Below are 19,612 nucleotides of genomic sequence, written 5' to 3'. Positions count from 1 at the left end.
ATGCATTGGCTAGCCCAGGCTCCTGCAAATATTGCTTTAATCAAATATATGGGAAAAAAGGATTCCAATTCCAATCTTCCTGATAATTCCTCATTGTCCTATACCTTAAACAATTTACTCAGCACAGTAAAACTGGAGGTGCTACCTGGTAAAAAAGATATTTGGGAGCCTCTTATTACTCCCGGGGGTTCTGAGTTTAAATTGTCTGTAGAGGGACAAAAAAGATTCATTGAACATTTGGCGTTAATAAAATCCTATTTTCATTATCAAGGTGGCTTTTTAATCCAATCGAGCAATAATTTTCCGCATGGTAGCGGCTTGGCCAGTTCTGCATCCAGTTTTGCAGCTTTAACTAAATGCGCATCACTTGCATTGAGTGAATTGACTGATAAACCCATACCATCTGTTGATAAGCAGGCGCAATTGAGTCGTTTGGGTTCAGGTTCCTCATGTCGTTCTTTTTATTCTCCCTGGGCATTATGGAAAGGGGATACAGTAACTGCTATAGATTTACCTTATAAGAAATTAATACATCAGGTTATCGTTATTAGTGGTCAAGAGAAAAATATCTCTTCCAGTGAGGCTCATAAACGAGTTAAGAGCAGCAACTTTTATTCAACCCGTGGCCAAAGAGCAGAAGAAAATTTAAAATTATTACTTAATGCACTGAGAGCTGAAGATTGGTCCAGTATTTATGAAATTTGCTGGCATGAGTTTCAGGATATGCACCGCCTGTTCAGTAGCTGTGAGCAACCTTTTTCTTATATAACTAAAGAAAGTCAAAGTGTATTGAACATCCTACACGATCAATGGCAAAACACCGGGGATGGACCCATAGTAACTATGGATGCTGGGCCTAATATTCATTTACTATATCGCCCTGCTCAAGAGGACTTGGCACGCCAGTTTAAATCCGATTATTTGGTTGGTAATTATGATGTTTTATGATTTTAAAACTACAACATTTGGCAAATGGATTTTAGCAGGGGAGCATGCCGTGGTCAGAGGGCATGGAGCTTTGGTATTTCCCATTAAAGAAAAACAGCTGACTTTGAGTTATAAGGCTTGCTCCAGTTCTTTAGGTGCTGACTATACTGGGAGTAGCGGTGCAGATATGCATTTATTGTTTTGGAGTGTGCTCGAACAAGGAATGCAATTGTTGGGTCGCTCAATAAATCAATTGGATGGACGCTTTCATTTGGAAAGCAATATTCCTGTTGGCGTAGGAATGGGTGCTTCGGCTTCTCTTTGTGTGGCTATGAGTCGATGGTTCTGTGCTCAGGATATGATATGCGTCGATAACGTCAGTAAATTTGCCAGAGAATTGGAGCATTTATTTCATGGTAAAAGCAGTGGACTGGATATTGCTGGGGTGGCATCTGAAGGAGGTGTTTTTTTTAAGGACGGTTCGTTTACACCTTTGAAACAGGTAATCCATCCTAAGTGGTTTTTGTCTTCCTGCAATCAAATTGGTATTACCTCTCATTGCATTCAACAGGTACAAAACTTGTGGGATAAAAATCCTTCACTTGCTCAACAAATTGATAATCAAATGATTGAAGCAACTCAAGTAGCTAAAACTGTTTTGGAGCAAGGAGGTGTTAGGGCTTTGGAGCATCTGGCGAAAGCCATGAATACAGCTGCAGATTGCTTTTACCAATGGGGTTTGGTGAGTGAAAGTTTACAACAGCATATGAATCAATTATTTTCTGATGGGGCGATTGCTGTTAAACCCACTGGTTCAGGAGGAGGCGGATTCGTACTCAGTCTTTGGGGTAACAAATCTCCAGAGAACCTGGATTTAATCGCAGTATAATTACTATTTTAATCAACAAACTGATAATAAATCTCATGTTCTTTTATCATTCCCAGTTCAGAGCGTGCTTGTTCTTCGAGTGCCTGATCACCATTTTTTAGTTCTTTGACGTCAGCTTCTAAGGCTCTATTTCGCGCCGCCAATTTATTATTTTCGTTATGATGCTCTTCAAGTTTTTTTTCAAGACTTATCCATTGGATTAAATTACCATCACCAAGCCATAGCTTATGTTGTAAAACAACCAAAGCAATAATCAAGATAATGAATATGGGCCGCATAAGTTTGTCTATTTTTAAAGTATCTTTGATTATTGTATTACCATAGTGCGGCCAGGGGCAATATCTGGCAGAAGTAATTATGTATTATTTGGCTAGTTTAGGTTGAATTATAAGTTAGTGGCGCTGCTTTAAGGTATTGCCACTAACAAACCCAACCATCGCTGCTATTTAATCAATACCGATTTGCCTGCATAAGGGAGCTTTACTAGTTCATTAATGCGGAGCAATTGATTGTATTTCGCTGTGCGGTCCGTTCGACATAGAGACCCTGTTTTAATTTGCCCACAACCCGTAGCAACAGCAAGATCAGCAATAAAGGAATCTTCTGTTTCACCAGAACGATGTGACATCACGCAGCGATATTTGTTTTGATGGGCCAGTTTTATTGCTTGCCTTGTCTCGCTTAAAGTTCCTATTTGATTGAGTTTAATCAATATTGAATTCGCAACCTCTTGAGCTATTCCTTCTTGCAGAATTTTAGGATTGGTAACAAATAAATCATCTCCAACCAATTGAATCTGGTTACCCAGACGACTTGTTAACTGCCTCCATCCTGCCCAATCTTTTTCATCTAGCCCATCCTCAATACTGACTATAGGATAGTTAGAGACGAGATCAACATAATATTCAACAAGTTGCATTGAGCTAAGTTTCTGATTCTCAGAAGCCATGTGATACAAATCATTCTCATAAAGCTCTGAAGCCGCTACATCCAGAGAAAGCACCATATCTTCACCTAAACGAAAACCTGCTTTTTCAATGGCTTCGCTGAGCATATCCAAGGCCTGCCGATTAGATTTTATATTGGGAGCAAAGCCACCCTCATCACCCACAGAGGTATTTAATCCCTGTTTTTTTAGTACGGATTTTAATACATGAAATGTTTCTGCGCCCATCTGCAGTGCTGTTGGGAAGTCGGGAGCACCTACAGGCATAATCATAAACTCTTGAATATCTACATTATTATCGGCATGCGCACCACCATTTAAAATATTCATCATGGGTACTGGCATAGACATGGTTTCACCCTGACTGAGGGCTATATATAAGGGTTGATTGTGAGAGTTGGCTCTGGCTCTGGCGCTAGCAAGCGAGACAGCCAGGATTGCATTGGCTCCAAGACGTGATTTATTGTCTGTTCCATCCAGTTCGCATAACAGATGATCTAAAGCATTTTGATCATTAACAGAATGTCCATGCAATGCTTTATTAATTTCATTATTAATATGAGATACAGCCTTCGATACCCCTTTACCTCCGTATCTCTTTGGATCATTGTCCCTCAGCTCACATGCTTCCCGACTACCTGTCGATGCGCCTGAAGGTACGCTGGCCCTTCCCGAAATATCGTTTCTGAGTGTGACATCTGCTTCTACAGTAGGGTTACCACGGGAGTCTAAAATTTCACGAGCTTGAATTTTGGTTATTTGCATGATGAGTCCTAAGTGCAATTAATAATGTGTCAGGTATTGTTTTGCTAACTGTCTTGGTTGTCAAGTATTCTATATACATAGACAGGGGATCGACTTTTATAATCTCATGATACCGGGGTGCACCTAAAGGGCTAAATAAGGTGAACGGCACCAAGTTTTTGTAGCGCATTCGTCAAGGGCATGAGAGGTAATCCAAGTATGGTGTCTTCGTTTCCTATTACTTCTGTAAATAACCATTTACCTTGAGTTTCATAATGGTACGCGCCACAGCTATAATAGGGCTGTTCACCGTGCAGATAAGCATCTATCTCTTGTTCATTTAAATTACGTACTGAAAGAGTCGCAATATCATGTTGCTGCCAGATAATTTCATTGTTTTTTGCAATACAAACACAGGCAATTTGTTGGTGCTTTTTACCACTCAATAATTGTAAGTGCTTTGTTGCTGTTTGATGATTTAAGGGTTTATCAAGAATTTTGTTATCAATAACACAGAGTTGATCTGCAGCTATAACAAAATATTCTGGATGATGTTGGCTGACATCCAGCGCTTTAGTTTTCGCTAGAGCAAAGCCTAAATCAACAATACTTTTTGATTGATGCATTTTTTTCAATGCTTCCTCATCACAGTTTGAGGGAATAACTGAAAATTGCAAACCAAGCGAGTTAAGAAGTTTTGATCTAATGGAAGAACCCGAGGCGAGAATTAACGGTTGTTGTTGTAAAAATTTAGACATACGCAGCTACTGATGCCATAAGTAAAAAACCTATAATGACAAAGCTGAAATCTCTCAGGTTGCAGCAGCGCTCTACCATGACACAGCGCTCCAATCCGTGTAACGTTCCTAAATAGAGAAACGTACCTGCAGAAGCTGCTATTAATACAGGATCAAAGAGCGAGTTGGTTTCTACTCCATGCCCAAAATACCAGCCAAAATAGATACCTAAAGGAGTCATGACGCTGAATAAGAGAAAAAACAACATACTTTTGTTGGTACTCAACGAACTCTTGTTTAATTGCACGGCTATAGCAAAACTTTCTGCCCATTTATGGGTAATAATTGCCAGAAATAACATGATGATCATGGAGTTATAATGAGCTAGACCTAAAGCCGCTCCGAGCATGACAGAATGTACGGAAAGCATAGCCCAGGCTAAAATCGCAAAGGCGGGGTGTTCCGCACTGTGATGATGATAAAGTTCTTTGCCCAAGTGTTCAAACCATAAAAAAATCAGGAAGACAGTGCCGGTTATAATAAAAGAAAAAGGATAGTTATAGCCCATTGCTTTAAATAAATTATTAGCTTCAGGCAACATATGCAGGAGAGCAGCTCCTAAAAAAACTCCGGTAGCTAAAGTTTCTCCTATAGGCAAATCAATGTGTTTATCGTCACGGATACGTTTTTTAAAAGGATACCAGCCAGCCATAAGAATGACTATAAAAATAGTAAGACCAAAAATTATTTTTAAACTGGTAGCCGAGACCATGGAATATTCCTGCTTCAAAAAGTGTATATTATTTTCACAAGCCTGTTTTAGCAAGCTTTTTTAGCTTTTGACTGACAGATTTATTCTGGCGTTTAATCAGGGTGCATGATTTCATGCAAACTAAATAAACGCACCTCATCTATATCAGCCTGTAGTTTCAAAGCTAAAATAACTCGATTATGTAACGCATGCCATTGGGTAAACTCTTCAGAGCATGCTATATCAATACTTATTTTTCCATCTAGATAATGTAAATTCCAAAATATAATTTGGGGAAAGTCTATACGCACTTCACGAAGTAATTGTTCCTGTAACACTTTTCTGCTTGGCAAATGCAAAGAGGGGCTGCTTATCTCATCATCTTCAGGATCAACATGAACAATGACATCTGAAACACTATCAATCTGGTCGACTAAAGCATTATGTACGTGTTGGGCTATATAATGTCCTTCAGATACAGAGATTTTGGGGGAAACCAGTATATGGACATCAATTAAAACATCATTGCCCATAGAGCGGCTGCGTAATTGATGAATTTTTTGAACCCCATCTATATTTTGGATTACCAGTTCAATTTGAGCGAGTAACTCGGGTCCAACCGCTGTATCAACGAGTTCTTTTACACTGTTCCAGCCATAACTCCATCCCATTTGGATAATCATCAATCCAACGATAACTGCGGCAATAGCATCCAGGTATATAAATCCAGATAAGCTGCCTATTAATCCCAAAAGTACTACGATTGATGAGGCTGCATCAGAACGATGATGCCAGGCATTTGCAATAATTAGTTGAGAATTAATACGTTTACCAATATGACGGGTGTAGTGGAATAAAGTTTCATTTGCTAAAATAGAAATGCAAATAATTGGCAATGATAACCAATTAGGCATAGTGGAGCTTGATTTTATCAACTCATCAAGTGCATCCCATGCAATTCCAAAGCCTGCAAGAATAAGAAAAAGAGACAATAACAGAGTTGCTGCTGTTTCTATGCGCTGATGTCCATATGGGTGAGAGTCATCTGCATCAAGACTGCCATATTTAGATGCAAATAAAACCATGACGTCGGTGAGTAAATCTGAAAACGAATGTATTCCGTCGGCGACCAATGCATGGGAGTGATATATGAATCCACCAATGACCTTAATAAGCCCCAGGAGAGCATTTACAAGAGCACCAATCAGGGTTATTTTTTTGGCTTGCCAATATCTATCGTGTTGAGTCATTGATAATCCTTTTCAGTTTTTAAAAGCTCTGTGGAGCTTTTTCGCACTAAATAATAAAAATGAAATAATAGCATTTTGAGTTTAAAAACTCAGTTAAAAATTTGTTAGCTAAACTGATGAATTTAATTCTCAGGTGAATACTAATTGCAATTTTTCTCTTCATCCAGTTTGGTTTATTTTGCTCTTCTGGATTTCTTGCTTTATTTCTTGATAAATCAATGGAGTTAAACATAAGGCTTCCGACTCAGTGCAAGTTATTTCAAAGTCAGGAGAGATGGCGATAAGCATTTCTAAAAATGCAGGACACTTAAGAGTGCTCGTCTGCTCAAAGAATGAGTGCCCGATTTGCTCACTGGCTGAGTCTCCAATATGTGATACAAGTTACTAAAAGATGAGCAGTCCCTGCAGTTCTCATCTCTCAGGGACAGGATACTAGCTTTTGAGAAGATTATATTTTTGCAGCAATCGATTCAATGGTTAATTCATGGGGTGGTTTAATTAAAAAACTGGCCCCTATTTCCTCAAAACCTAACGATTTATAAAAATTATGAGCCATTTCTCTTTTGAGGTTACTGGATAGAGCCATTTTATAACAATTGAGCTCTTCGCTAGCATGGATAGCAAAACTCATCATAAATTTTCCTATACCTTTCCCTTGAGTTTTCGGGCTTACCATAACATCTTCAATGATCGCTAAAGCATTGCCATTGTGAATAAGATTAGGTGCAATTAATAATGCAAACGTTCCTACAATAGAACCTTCTGAAAGGCAGGCAAAAATTTTATAATTTGGATAAGAACGCATTTTTTTATACATGATTGTGGCCTGTAATGTTGACAATATACTTCCATCATCCATCCCAGGCTGAGCATAAAGGTCGAGAATTTCAGGAAGATCTTCTCTAGTGGCTTCACGTATTTTTAAGCTGGTGATAATAGAGAGAAATGATATATTTTTTTTCTCTTTCTTGGTTTTATTCTCAAAATCCATCACAAAGCACTTGCCATGGTGTTCAAAATCAGACAATTCGTCAGTTATAAACTCATTACTGGGAAGTGTTAACTTATAACATTGGCGATCGTGACAATACTTGATAGAAAAATCCAGCATTGCTTGTCTTATGCCCAGCTGTTTTACGTTAACATCTATTGCTAAATTATCGATTATCCCTGAAGGCGTTCCTTGATGGGCCAAATTATCCATTATTAACAAAGAAAAGGATCCAACAATACGGTTTTCTTCCATGATGATGAACAAGGTGTAGTCAGGATATGATTTCATTTGTTTAAATAATTGAACTGCGGTGTCAATTGATAATTCTGTTTCTTTATTTATATTTGCTTGTGAATTAAAGGTTAAAACTGTTGCCAAATCTTCGAGTGTTGCCTCTTTTATTATGAATAACATATTATTATATCCTTATATAAAATGTTTCTTCTGATTTCATAACAGCTTGGTAAGTTCTAAGTCATCCTAAAATAGATTGGTTTTATAAGGCATTTTAGGATCTGTACACAGGATTATCCACAGATTTTGTGGATAAATTGTCGCTGTCGCGAAATGATTTGGGCAAGTTTGAGGAATAAAAATCGAAGGAATTTTTTTGATTTTAAATCATGAACAAAGTATCATAATTAAGAGTAATTTTTCAATACTCACTAACGCCAAGTAAAAATATAGGATTGCTGATGCAGGGAATGAACTATCGATTAGATATCAAAAAAGGATTGCTGGTAAGGTCCAATGACGGGACGATTGCCAGCAATCAGCAATCAGCAATCAGCAATCAGCAATCAGCAATCAGCAATCAGCAATCAGCAATAGCTTTTTCCTTATTTTCAATGTCCTCTATTATTTTTTATTGTGTGTATTTCCTTTGTTCAGGGTTCTTGCCTATCCTTTTGCTCAGTTTTTATTCAGCGATGCGTATTAGTCCATTTATTCGCTTGTTATTGAAATCGATTGCCGCTGCCTGTTGTTTAAGTCCATTTAATAAATCATTTGTATTATACAAGGAACGTTTATGAAGCATCGCTTAGTTCTTTCTCTCATCACGGCAGGAGTGCTGGGAAGTACAGCCTCAGCTGGCACTATGGGGCCTGTCATGGCCATCAAAGACTGGACCTGGGTAGGCTCTGTGAGCGCAGGCCCGGTTTGGGCTCGTGGTGGGGAGACTCAGACTTTTTATTTGGCTCCGGAAATTGAAAAGACGTATGCGGCCAGAAAATCGACCAATGCATTAGCATCAGGTGAGCTGTTTGTGGGGATACAAAAGTCATTATCCTCCCAGTGGTTGGGTCAATTGGGACTGGCAGTGACCACCACCGGCAGTGCCCATCTTCAGGGCATTATCTGGGATGATGCCGACCCTCAATTTGATAATTACAGCTACCAATATAAAGTACGCAACACGCGCATAGCGGCAAAAGGAAAACTTCTGCTTGATAAAGGCTATTGGCTCATGCCCTGGGTGAGCGCGAGCCTTGGCGTTGGTTTTAACCGCACTCATGAATTCACCAACACACCCTTGATTTTTGAAGCCTTACCCAATGCCAATTTTACAGACCACACAAAAACCGCATTGACCTACACGCTGGGGGCTGGCGTGCAAAAGTCGCTCAATGACCACTGGCAGGTAGGGGTTGGATATGAGTTTGCCGACTGGGGTAAAAGCGAACTGGGTCGCGCTTTTGGGCAGACTATGAATTCAGGATTAGCACTCAATCACCTTTACACCAATGGGGTGTTGGTCAATCTTACTTACGTGGCATAAGGATAAAAATCATGCTAGAGAAAACAAAGACATTTTTCAGCAATGCAATACTGACCGTTTTATTCTCCTGTCTGACGCTTGCAAGTGCGCAGGCGGCGAAGCCCTTATGGACGTTTGTGCCGCAAACACCAACCGAGATTACCGTAGCTAAAGGGGGCAGTGCACAGGTGATTTACACGGTACAAAATCAGTCCTCGAGAGCCAAAAACCTGGTGATGAAACCCATTGCAGGGGTGATTCAGGGCGCACCCTGCCAGTTTCCAGCTAAAGGAAGTTGTACGCTGACGCTCAATATCAATGGCTCTGCCCTGCTGGGCGATGTATTGGGCGGCCCTGTTTTATGCCAACAGGGCAATGACCTGCAGTGTTACCAGCCGAGTTCAGCCAATATCCTGCGTATTCACCTGGCAACGCCGCCACCGGTGCAGCAATTCACCGTGGCACCATCGGCGGGTGCGAATGGCTCCATTTCCCCCACAACAGCACAGGTGGTCAATGCTGGCAGCAGCCTGACGTTTACGGCAACACCCAATACCGGTTTCGGAGTCAATCAGTGGCTGCTGGATGGCAATGTGGTACAAAATGGTGGCACGAGCTTCCAGTTGAACAATATCCAGGCTAATCATGCTATAGAGGTAACCTTTAATCAGACAACCCTGTCTCCTCTCACGCAAAACTTGGCTTTGTCAATTAACAATCCAGGAGCAGACCCAGCCCTTTCTGGCACTGCGCGCATCATTCGAATAGAAAATACGGGCTCAATACCAGCAAACAACGTACAGGTGAGTACATCCGGATTTCCTGCTGGAACGTCAATTACCAGTAATGCCTGTATGGGCACACTGAATAACGGAGCCACCTGCGACATCACCATCACCCCAGGCATTAATGCCAGTTTGGATTCTTTAAGCTCTGCCTGCACTACTGCGCCAGGAACTGCGCCTGTACCAACAACGGTCACAGTAACTGCAGATAATGCGCCATCTACGGACGTTAATGTCTTGGTGTTAGGATACGGTTGTATTTATCAAGGGGGTTTTTTGTTTTCTGTGGATAATGCCACACCCAGCACACAAAGCATTGGTGGGAAAGTGGCCGCATTAACGGATGAAGAAGAAAGTCCAGCAGACTTTTTTTTCCAATGGGCAACATTATTCGATAATACGGCAGCGGACAGTATCACGGATGGATTAAGTAACACCAATGCGCTTGAAACCCCTGTAGGTCAATATCCGGCAGCGCAGGCCTGTCGAAACAAGAGTGAACAGGGGTTTACTGACTGGTTCATGCCGGCGATTTGCGAGTTGGGACGATATTCCAATCCACCAGGAGGAACTGATGCGGGTTGTGGCACTACCAATCCCAACTTATATACAACGTTGCATACGAATGGTTTAGGCGGTTTTGCCGGTGACTTCTACTGGAGTTCTACCGAGTTTTCCGGCTTTCCTACGGACTTCGCCTGGCTCCAGGTCTTCAGCAGTGGCGTCCAGGACGGCGGCAGTAAGAACTTCGATCTTCGGGTTAGGTGTGTTCGGGCTTTTACCCCTTAAACCCTTTATCCCTTTTCTTTTGAGGCAGCGAAGCTGCCTCTTATAAAACCGCATAGCGGTCGGACTTAATTTTTATGGTTTAATGATGGCGCTATATACCGAGTTGCCGGTTTATCGGGACGCATACCTTTTGACACTAAAGGTGTTTGAGATAACAAAAGATTTTCCAAGGGAGTACAAATACACACTGGGCCAGGATATGAAGCGTGACGCCCTTCATTTGCTTCGTTGTATTTACCGAGCAAACAAGAATCAAAACAGAGTAGAGCACTTAGAGGTGTTTTTAGATGAGTTGGAGTTATTGAAACTAGAAATTCGCCTGTGTGTCGAGATGAAACTGGTATCACTTAAAAAGCAGGCATTATTAAGTGAGCTTTTAGATCGCATAGGCAAACAGGTGACCGGCTGGCGTAATGCCAGTCGATAAAGCCAGAATCATGAGAGCTACGGCGTTCATGAGCGAGCATGCTTTTGTTTAAAAGCGATAAAGGGACTGACTTGGCAGTTGATTCGCGTCTGCACAAGACGCCTTGTACAGACCAAAACACCTTTATTAATTGTTTAGGCGGTTTTGCCGGTGACAACTACTGGAGTTCTACCGAGTTTTCCGGCAATCCTACGAACAACGCCTGGAACCAGAACTTCAACAATGGCAACCAGAACGACGACAATAAGAACAACAATCTTCGGGTTAGGTGTGTTCGGGGTTTTAAACAAAGTAAAGTCACAATCGGCGTGGGCTTTTAACAAGTCCACGCTACCCTATTAGAATGAGACTATTGATAGAAAAGGAACAGAGCCGTATGAACTATGGTGCGTCATTGGAATCCTTATTTCAAGCCTATTTTGACTGCCGCAAGAACAAGCGCAACACCATGAATGCGCTCCGCTTTGAAACGGATTATGAAAGCAATCTCATTGCTTTGCGAGATGAACTCAATTCTAGCACCTGGAACCCTGGGCGCTCGATTGCTTTTGTGATTGATAGGCCTGTGAAACGCGAAATCTTTGCTGCTGATTTTCGTGACCGTGTGGTGCATCACTGGTTAATCAATCAATTGAATCCTCTGTTTGAGAAAGCCTTTATTTATGATAGCTATGCGAGCCGCAAGGGACGAGGCGCGCACATGGGCATTGCGCGTGCCGACGAATTTATCCGCAAATGCTCTTTAAATTACCAAAGAGACTCCTATGTGCTGAAGCTCGATATCTTAAGTTTTTTCATCCGCATTAACCGCCATATTCTCTGGGAGAAACTTCGCTGTTTTATCGAGACCCATTATAACCAGCCCGACAAGGGATTAATCCTGGAGGTCGCCTGCAAAGTCATTCAAAATGAACCAACCAGCCACTGCTTTATCAAGGGGAAACGACGCGACTGGCAGGGTTTTCCCAAAGACAAGAGCCTTTTTTATGCCAGGTCTCACTGCGGGCTACCGATTGGCAATCTCACCAGCCAGGTATTTGCCAATTTCTATTTAAATCCCTTTGACCATTTCATCAAACACGATTTGGGTGTGCGTTTCTATGGTCGTTACGTCGATGATTTTATTCTGGTGCATGAAGATAATGCATTTTTAAAATCACTCATACCCCGAATGGAGCAGTTTTTGCAAAAAGAGCTCGAACTTGAGCTTCATCCGCGTAAACGATACCTGCAGCACTACTGCAAAGGCGTCCCGTTTCTTGGAGTGATGCTCAAACCACACTGCATCCATGCCGGACGTCGCATCAAAGGGAATTTTTATGAGGCCATCCAGCGCCATAACCAGGTTGTTAAAGACCATAAACCCACCAAAGAAGAGCAGATGGCTTTTTTATGCTCCATCAACTCTTATCTTGGGATTTTAAGTCATTACCAGACCTACCGCCTACGAAAAGGCATGCTTAAAAAGCACTTATCCATCTGGTGGTGGAATCTGATGTTTTTCAGTAACAGATGTGCCAAATTAGTAGCGAAGCAAAGAACAGTACGATAAAGAGGGTGTAAGCAAACAATGAGCTTGGATGTGAATGGCTTTGATGAGCCGGTTACAGGAGGCACCGCTACCATTACAGTCGGTAATGACCATCGCCTGGTTAAGCTGGCTCAGAAACTCCCCTGGGATGAGATGCTGCAATTAGTATTGCCTGATTTACAGCGCACGGAGAAGAAACATTGGTGGATGGGCAGACCCTTGCGAATCCGTATTCATTTAGGGGTTTATGTCTTACAGCAGATGTTTAATTTAACCGATAGGTTTGCTGAGCAGCAGGTACGTGATAATGCCGCCTTCCGTCTGTTTTGTGGTTATGGTCTCATCAAGAAATGGCATGCGCCAGACCATACCAAAATCGAGACGTTTCGTTCTCGATTAAGCCCTGAAAAACAACGACGGCTTGCCAATTTGATAGCGCAACAAGCGGTTAAACTGAATTATGCTAATCCTACGGAGCTCGATATTGACTCTACTGTGCAAGAAGCTAATATAGCCTATCCCGCAATCGCTAATTTATTGATTAAAGTTGCTGTCCTTGCGTCAAAAGTTGGAAAAGGACTGAATCAATTGTGTTCTGGTGGCATGAAACAGTACTGCGTTGGACTAAGCAATTTAAAACAAATCGCGCTGTATTATTTTAATTTGAAACGTAAAGATGTTGGTGGGGGTATATTATCCGTGGTACTTCAGCGATTATGGCGTGAAACGTATGCTGATGTACTGCCTATCTTAAATGATTTATATTTGTTTGGTGCTAAGTTAGCATCGGGTAAATATTGGGCGCTTCGCCGTTCTGTCGAGACGCTGAGCTGGCGCGGGACTATGTTATTACAGAATGTACATGGTTATCTTTTTGAAGGTATTATCAATACATCGATCTCTTCATTGCATGCTTATGAAGTCGGCTGTTTTAACAAAGGTAAATTAAATAAAGGAGTGCAGTTTGGCCGCGTCTATCAATTAGGACGTATTGGAGGTAATTTTCTTTTTGTTGGCGAATGCACGTCTACTTATATGCCAGATGCTCAGTCTTTACCGCTGATGCTCAATACACATGAGCATCTTTTTGGAAAGGGGTTGCTGGCATCTGTGGCGACAGATAAAGGGTATTATTCACTGAGCAACGAACAGCTATTGATTGAAAAAGGCGTCCTTGAAATTCAATTACCCCGTCCTGATAGGACGCTCAATGCGGCTCGTGAAACAACACCATGGCCAATTCGGCAATTATTGCATCATCGACGCGCTGGTATTGAGCCTTTGATTGGCCACACGAAACACGGAGGTCAATTGGGTAGAAGCCGTATGAAATCTGATGAAACCACCAAAAGCGCTGGTTATGCTGCTGTATTTGGGTTCAATTTAAGGCAACTTACTCGTTATCTTTCAGGCGAGGTACGTCCAGAAATTGATAAAATGACTAATATTGCAGCAAATAATGCAAATAGCACCTATAAAACGGTTATACAAGGGGCGTGATTGAGCTGGCTGGGTTCGATCTGATTTAAGTTACATGTTGGTGCGTCAAATCAAGTCTCATCGATTATTTATCGAGCAAATCATTTCGCGACAGCGACTGTGTGCCGTAGATGCACAGAACGTGAATTTAAGGAACGAATTTACCTCGAAGCATAGAAGCTATAGAAAAGATGGCGGTAGTCCCGCCGAAGCAAGCGACCAAGAGCGGGCTTGAAACCACTTCATGTGGCGTATGTTAAGAGCATAGGTCATGAGCGATGAAGAAAAGTCAGAATAGATCTGGCAGGTGTGGAACAGAAAGACGAATGTAAATGAACCACTGATGACGCGTCGATAGCGCGTGATATTGACATCGAAACCGGGGGCAAGGTCGTACTTCCGGGAAGAGTTTATGAGCGAACTTGGGTGCTGCATAAATGGTGTCCGGCGTGTAGGTGGCGTGAGTCTGTTTTCGGGCTTTTCTATGGAACTGCGGGAACCAATGTATTGATGCCAAGGGAAAGGTCAAATTGCAGAAACAATGAGGCTGATAGTACTGATGCAATACATTGGGGCGGAGCAACTCGTATTAGTGTTGAAGTCACTGTAATGGTGATGGAGCGAAGGGGTTGCGTTAAGTCGTTAGCATTAATGTACAACTGGAAGCAGGATGACATATTAGTGACAACAAAACCATTTAACATACCAAAACAACTTGTCTGGCAAGCTTATAAATTGGTGCGAGCCAATGCTGGCTCTGCTGGTATTGATAATCAATCCATTGATGAGTTTAGCCAAGACCTCAAGGGCAACTTGTATAAGCTATGGAATCGCATGAGTTCAGGAAGCTACTTTCCACCAGCGGTGAAAGAAGTAGCTATTCCTAAGAAACAAGGCGGTGTGAGAAAATTAGGTATACCTACAGTGACGGACAGAATTGCGCAAATGACGGTGAAATTAATGATGGAGCCGCTTCTTGAACCGCACTTTTTGAACGACTCCTATGGATATAGGCCTAATAAATCCGCCTTAGATGCGATAGGCGTTACAAGGAAACGGTGCTGGGATTATGACTGGGTCGTTGAATTTGACATAAAAGGTCTGTTTGACAATTTATCCCATGAACTTCTCATGAAAGCAGTGAAGCATCACATCAGCGACAAATGGATAGTGCTGTATGTGGAAAGATGGTTAACTGCACCAATTCATGATCCACAAGGAATATGCCTGCCGAGAACGGCCGGCACGCCGCAGGGCGGCGTGATCAGTCCTCTATTAAGTAATCTGTTTCTGCACTATGCATTTGATCACTGGATGACAAAACATCACCCGGAGTCTCCATGGTGTCGGTATGCCGACGATGGGCTTGCCCATTGCCGGACACAGCGAGAAGCAGAGGAAATGCTAAAAGAGATTGATGATCGATTTAAGTCTCGTGGTCTTGAAATTCACCCTGACAAGACAAAGATTATCTATTGCAAAGACGGAGCACGGAAAGGACGATATGGAAATAAATCATTCGACTTTCTAGGCTATACGTTCAAAGCAAGACGAGTCAAAGTCAAGTCAAGAAACAGTTTCTTCATTGGCTTCACTCCGGTGGTATCATTAAAGGCCGTGAAGGCAATGACATTGAAACTGCGGAGGGGCAGCTGGAGAAATAACACTTCCTTGAGTCTTCAAGAACTGGCTGACTTCATCAACCCGATGCTAAGGGGATGGCTTGCGTATTATGGAAAATACTCACGATCCGCTATGTATCGAGTTTGGCGGTGCGTCAACAATATGTTGTTGGCCTGGGCAAAGAAGAAGTATAAATCATTGGGGAACAGCAGAACCAAAGCAGGCAAACTAATGGAACGAATCCATAAAGAAATGCCTACGCTGTTCATTCATTGGCGCGAAGGTATGTTCGGTGCGTTGACTTAATGGGAGCCGGATGATGCGAGAGTATCATGTCCGGTTCTGCGAGCGGCTGAGGGGGAAGTTCCCTCGGTCGACTCACCAAATTGATTATAAAGCTTTACTGATTTAATTGATATAACCCTTTATTATTAAGGAAATGTATGATGTTAAGAAGGCCAGGGGGGTTAAATCAAAAAAGGTGTTAAAGCAGTTATCCACAGAAAGCAGATGTGATTAAATTCAGCAACTAGGTCTGCCATAATATCAAAGAAATAAATAAAAAACAGTCTTGACGTTATATATTTAATAAAATATTTTTTAGCCATGTAGAAATTGTTCAAAATTTCCTAACCAACGTTGGGTGATGATACGTGCAATTTCAGGCGTTTCCTGGACTAATTGTCTCGCAAAAGGCGGTAAAAGGGTTAAAACTGCTTTATCTCGTTGTAGATTTGCCAGTTTGAATTGTCTGTATCCCGTTTGTCTTGTTCCTAACAGTTCTCCTGCTCCTCTTAATTCTAAATCTTTTTCAGAGATAACAAATCCATCATTAGTGGAACGCATTACTTTTAGCCTCTCAGTACCTTGATGAGATAAGGGTGATTGATAGAGTAAAATACAATGAGATTGGGTTGTTCCTCTGCCTACTCGGCCACGTAATTGATGCAGCTGCGATAAACCTAACCGTTCGGCATTTTCTATAATCATTAAACTGGCATTAGGCACATCAACACCTACTTCAATCACAGTTGTAGCCACTAACAAGTCTATTTCTCCTGATTTAAAAGCAGCCATAGTTGCTTCTTTTTCAACAGCCTTCATTCGGCCATGCACGAGTCCAACACGGGCTAAATTAAGTTGTTCTTGCAAGACTTGGGCTGTATTGGTAGCAGCCATGCATTGTAGTTTTTCAGATTCCTCTATCAAAGTACATACCCAATAGGCTTGTCTGCCATTGGCAATAGCTGCATGTAATCGCTCTATAATTGATTCTCGCCTATCCTGGTTTAATACAGCAGTGGTAACGGGGGAGCGACCAGGCGGGAGTTCGTCAATCACCGATATATCTAAATGGGCAAAATGAGTCATGGACAAAGTTCTGGGTATAGGAGTAGCGGTCATCAGCAGTTGGTGAGGGGTTAATTGATCTCTCTGTCCCTTTTGTTGCAAAAGCAATCTTTGTTCAACACCGAAACGGTGTTGCTCATCAATAATTACTAAGCCTAAACGAGCAAACTCTACTTCATCTTGAAATATGGCATGAGTTCCAATAATAAGCTGACAACTATTATCCATCAGAGCGACGAGAGCTGTTCTGCGCTCAGCGATTTTCATTTTACCTGTAAGCCGCAGAACTTTTATTCCTAAGGGATCAAGCCAGTGTAGTAGATTATTAAAATGTTGTTCACTCAATAAATCGGTTGGAGCCATGAATGCTACCTGATAACCATTTGCGATAACCTGTATCGCGGCAAGGGCTGCTATAATTGTTTTTCCAGCGCCAACATCCCCCTGTACCAGACGCAACATAGGTTTAGTTTGCATTAAATCAGAACTGATTTCAGTTGCTACTCTTTGCTGTGCATTGGTCAGTTGGAACGGAAGAGAGGACAGAAAACGCGTGCTTATATTGTTTTCAGCTGGTATTGCAGGAGCATGGCGTTCGCTTCGCGATTGCCTGGCAAATTGCATGCTTAACCTTTGAGCCAGCAATTCATCAAATGCTAAACGTTTGAGAGCTGGGTGGTCACCCATTTCCATACTATGTAATGAAGTATCTGGTGGTGGGTTATGCAATAATTTAATCGCATCGCTTAAGTTAGAGAACTTATTATCTTCTAATTGCTGTTCACTCATCCACTCTAATTGATGGAGTTCTGCTTCACAACGTTTAAGAGCAATTTTAACCAATTGTCTTAAACGTGTTTGCGTTAAACCCTGAGTAGTTGGATAAATAGGAGTCAGGGTTTCATCTACCGAACATTCACTTCCCTGATCAAGCAATTGGTATTCAGGATGAATCATTTCCAAGTAGTTATTAAACTCGCGTACTTCCCCGAAAGCATGAATCATAAAGCTGTTATTCAGGGCATTAACTTGCTGTTTGTTAAAATGAAAAAAGCGAAGCTTCACAATTCCTGTTTTATCCTCCACATAGCAATTTAACATCATTTTTTTGCCGTATTTAATTTCCGTTTTACAGACATTTCCGGCAATAACGCACCAGTCGTGGGAGCGCAAATCCTGAATTGGTGTTATTCTCGTTCTATCTTGATATCTATAAGGTAAGTGAAAGAGCAAGTCTTGCACTGTCAGAATGCCGCATTTTATCAGTTTAGCCGCAAGCGTTGGGCCGACACCGGCTAGGGATTCACAAGAGTTGGACAGCACAGTATTATTAGTAGTAGAAAAATTTAATAATAACAGGAAAATATTTATTTGCTACGAATTAATCAAGGACTATGAAAGAATAAGCGATATTTTATTTTTTTTCTATTCTTCAAGTTTGGGAGTGAAACTGGATGAATCGCATTATTTCATTTGCGGCGGGCTTGGTTTTGGTCTGGATAATAGGCTCTTTGTTAATTGCTGGGCGCGGTATATTAATCCCTATTGTAATAGCTATTTTCCTTTGGCATTTATTGAATACAATTAACAGTGGTGTACAAAAAATACCCTTGATCGGACCACGTTTACCCACATGGCTTAGCATGATTTTGTCGTTAGCAGTTGTTGCGGTATCGATGGATATGCTGATTAATATTATTGGGAACAACGTTAATGAAGTGATTGCTGCTTCTCCACGATATCAAGAGAATCTGCTCACCATTTTTAATAATCTGGATCAACGGTTTCATATTAAAGGATTTATAGATTTCAATTATATAGTTAAAAGCTTAAGTATTCAGAATATGCTGCTTAATATTTATGGTGTTTTTACAACCATAACCAGCTCTGCTGTTTTAATTGCTTTATATGTTGTTTTCTTATTTGTTGAACAGCATTACTTCATCCAAAAAATGGATGCTTTATTTCATAAAAAAGAACATCAAAAACTGGTTAATAACATTATTTCCCATATAACAAGGGATACTCAGACTTACTTGGGGATTAAAACCATGTTGAGTTTGCTTACTTCAATATCAAGTTGGTTCATTATAAATTGGGTAGGGTTGGATTTTGCTGCATTTTGGGCTTTATTAATTTTCTTTTTAAATTATATTCCTAATATAGGTGCAATAGTAGCTACGGCTTTTCCTGCTGCTTTAGCTTTGATTCAATTTCAAAGTTGGGTGCCTTTCTTTGTAATGACCTCAGGAATTGTTGCTGTACAGTTTGTGGTGGGTAATTTCTTAGAGCCGCGTTTATTAGGTAAGTCATTAAATCTTAGTCCATTAGTTATTTTGGTTGCTTTAGGTTTATGGGGGTCAATTTGGGGTGTACTGGGAATGTTTTTATCAGTACCCATTACCGTAATGATGATGATTATCTTTGCCCATTTTGATGGCACAAGACCCATAGCTATTTTATTATCACAAGATGGCTATATTTTTAAATCTTATGAAACTATTGAGGAACATGTGATGATGGACAAAGCTTAAGTGTAGTTTGGCGATTTTGTTGTTAGGACACAATTCACTTTGAGAAAAGCAAAACCGCTCTTTGGTTGAAAGGAGAAATTTTCTTTGGCGATAAACT

General features: G+C 41.2%; 18 protein-coding genes. 11 read left to right on the top strand and 7 right to left on the bottom strand.

All coding sequences use genetic code 11. The annotated features are described in order from the left end of the window. Window positions 1-948: a diphosphomevalonate decarboxylase gene (locus HRS36_RS13465; RefSeq protein ID WP_173237710.1), complete on the top strand. Its 948-nt coding sequence runs from the start codon at window positions 1-3 to the stop codon at window positions 946-948. Then, a complete protein-coding gene (locus HRS36_RS13460) occupies window positions 938-1,816 on the top strand; it encodes a mevalonate kinase family protein (protein WP_173238530.1) in 879 nt (292 codons plus the stop codon). The genes HRS36_RS13465 and HRS36_RS13460 overlap by 11 nt, the downstream gene beginning before the upstream one ends. Window positions 1,817-1,824: 8 nt before the next feature. Here HRS36_RS13460 and ftsB read toward each other — a convergent pair whose 3' ends face one another. From ftsB to HRS36_RS13430, 6 genes are all read right to left on the bottom strand, one after another. Beyond that, the gene (gene ftsB / locus HRS36_RS13455; RefSeq protein WP_173237709.1) at window positions 1,825-2,094 is read right to left on the bottom strand and encodes a cell division protein FtsB; all 270 of its coding nucleotides are present in this window, start codon (window positions 2,092-2,094) and stop codon (window positions 1,825-1,827) included. A 164-nt stretch (window positions 2,095-2,258) separates the two neighbouring features. Further along, window positions 2,259-3,527: a phosphopyruvate hydratase gene (gene eno, locus HRS36_RS13450; protein WP_173237708.1), complete on the bottom strand. Its 1,269-nt coding sequence runs from the start codon at window positions 3,525-3,527 to the stop codon at window positions 2,259-2,261. Window positions 3,528-3,658: 131 nt separating this feature from the next. Continuing rightward, window positions 3,659-4,264 (bottom strand): Maf family protein, encoded by a 606-nt coding sequence (locus tag HRS36_RS13445; RefSeq protein WP_173237707.1) that lies wholly within the window; start codon window positions 4,262-4,264, stop codon window positions 3,659-3,661. Continuing rightward, the gene (locus HRS36_RS13440) at window positions 4,257-5,015 is read right to left on the bottom strand and encodes a ZIP family metal transporter (RefSeq protein WP_173237706.1); all 759 of its coding nucleotides are present in this window, start codon (window positions 5,013-5,015) and stop codon (window positions 4,257-4,259) included. Before HRS36_RS13440 ends, HRS36_RS13445 begins: the two co-directional genes overlap by 8 nt. A gap of 92 nt (window positions 5,016-5,107) precedes the next feature. Then, window positions 5,108-6,244: a cation diffusion facilitator family transporter gene (locus tag HRS36_RS13435; RefSeq protein WP_173237705.1), complete on the bottom strand. Its 1,137-nt coding sequence runs from the start codon at window positions 6,242-6,244 to the stop codon at window positions 5,108-5,110. Window positions 6,245-6,692: 448 nt separating this feature from the next. Next, entirely contained in the window at window positions 6,693-7,652 is a 960-nt protein-coding gene (locus HRS36_RS13430) for a GNAT family N-acetyltransferase (RefSeq protein ID WP_173237704.1), read from the bottom strand. Between the two features lie 290 nt (window positions 7,653-7,942). On the opposite strand from HRS36_RS13430, the gene HRS36_RS13425 reads away from it, so the two are divergent. The 8 genes from HRS36_RS13425 (at window position 7,943) to ltrA (ending at window position 15,937) form a co-directional block, all read left to right on the top strand. After that, entirely contained in the window at window positions 7,943-8,272 is a 330-nt protein-coding gene (locus HRS36_RS13425) for a hypothetical protein (RefSeq protein WP_173235398.1), read from the top strand. Next, window positions 8,269-9,018 (top strand): outer membrane protein, encoded by a 750-nt coding sequence (locus tag HRS36_RS13420; protein WP_173235454.1) that lies wholly within the window; start codon window positions 8,269-8,271, stop codon window positions 9,016-9,018. The genes HRS36_RS13425 and HRS36_RS13420 overlap by 4 nt, the downstream gene beginning before the upstream one ends. A gap of 323 nt (window positions 9,019-9,341) precedes the next feature. Next, the gene (locus tag HRS36_RS13415) at window positions 9,342-10,571 is read left to right on the top strand and encodes an InlB B-repeat-containing protein (RefSeq protein WP_226905472.1); all 1,230 of its coding nucleotides are present in this window, start codon (window positions 9,342-9,344) and stop codon (window positions 10,569-10,571) included. Between the two features lie 82 nt (window positions 10,572-10,653). Then, window positions 10,654-10,998: a four helix bundle protein gene (locus tag HRS36_RS13410; RefSeq protein ID WP_338033693.1), complete on the top strand. Its 345-nt coding sequence runs from the start codon at window positions 10,654-10,656 to the stop codon at window positions 10,996-10,998. A 38-nt stretch (window positions 10,999-11,036) separates the two neighbouring features. Continuing rightward, window positions 11,037-11,318 (top strand): Lcl domain-containing protein, encoded by a 282-nt coding sequence (locus HRS36_RS13405; RefSeq protein ID WP_173235465.1) that lies wholly within the window; start codon window positions 11,037-11,039, stop codon window positions 11,316-11,318. A 32-nt stretch (window positions 11,319-11,350) separates the two neighbouring features. Continuing rightward, the gene (locus HRS36_RS13400) at window positions 11,351-12,550 is read left to right on the top strand and encodes an RNA-directed DNA polymerase (RefSeq protein WP_226905453.1); all 1,200 of its coding nucleotides are present in this window, start codon (window positions 11,351-11,353) and stop codon (window positions 12,548-12,550) included. Between the two features lie 18 nt (window positions 12,551-12,568). Further along, window positions 12,569-14,029, top strand: a complete 1,461-nt coding sequence (locus tag HRS36_RS13395) for a transposase (protein WP_173235467.1) — start codon at window positions 12,569-12,571, stop codon at window positions 14,027-14,029. Between the two features lie 489 nt (window positions 14,030-14,518). Beyond that, on the top strand, window positions 14,519-15,937 hold the full coding sequence (ltrA, locus tag HRS36_RS13390; RefSeq protein ID WP_226905451.1) for a group II intron reverse transcriptase/maturase: 1,419 nt from the start codon (window positions 14,519-14,521) through the stop codon (window positions 15,935-15,937). A 294-nt stretch (window positions 15,938-16,231) separates the two neighbouring features. Here ltrA and recG read toward each other — a convergent pair whose 3' ends face one another. Then, window positions 16,232-18,304: an ATP-dependent DNA helicase RecG gene (gene recG / locus HRS36_RS13385; protein WP_173237702.1), complete on the bottom strand. Its 2,073-nt coding sequence runs from the start codon at window positions 18,302-18,304 to the stop codon at window positions 16,232-16,234. Between the two features lie 131 nt (window positions 18,305-18,435). Between recG and HRS36_RS13380 the strand changes: the two genes are divergently transcribed. Further along, complete coding sequence (locus tag HRS36_RS13380; protein ID WP_173237701.1) at window positions 18,436-19,515, top strand: AI-2E family transporter; 1,080 nt, start codon at window positions 18,436-18,438, stop codon at window positions 19,513-19,515. Window positions 19,516-19,612 lie beyond the last annotated feature (97 nt).

The organism is Legionella antarctica (genome assembly GCF_011764505.1).
Taxonomy (GTDB): domain Bacteria; phylum Pseudomonadota; class Gammaproteobacteria; order Legionellales; family Legionellaceae; genus Legionella; species Legionella antarctica.
This window is presented reverse-complemented; position numbering and strand designations above follow the sequence as displayed.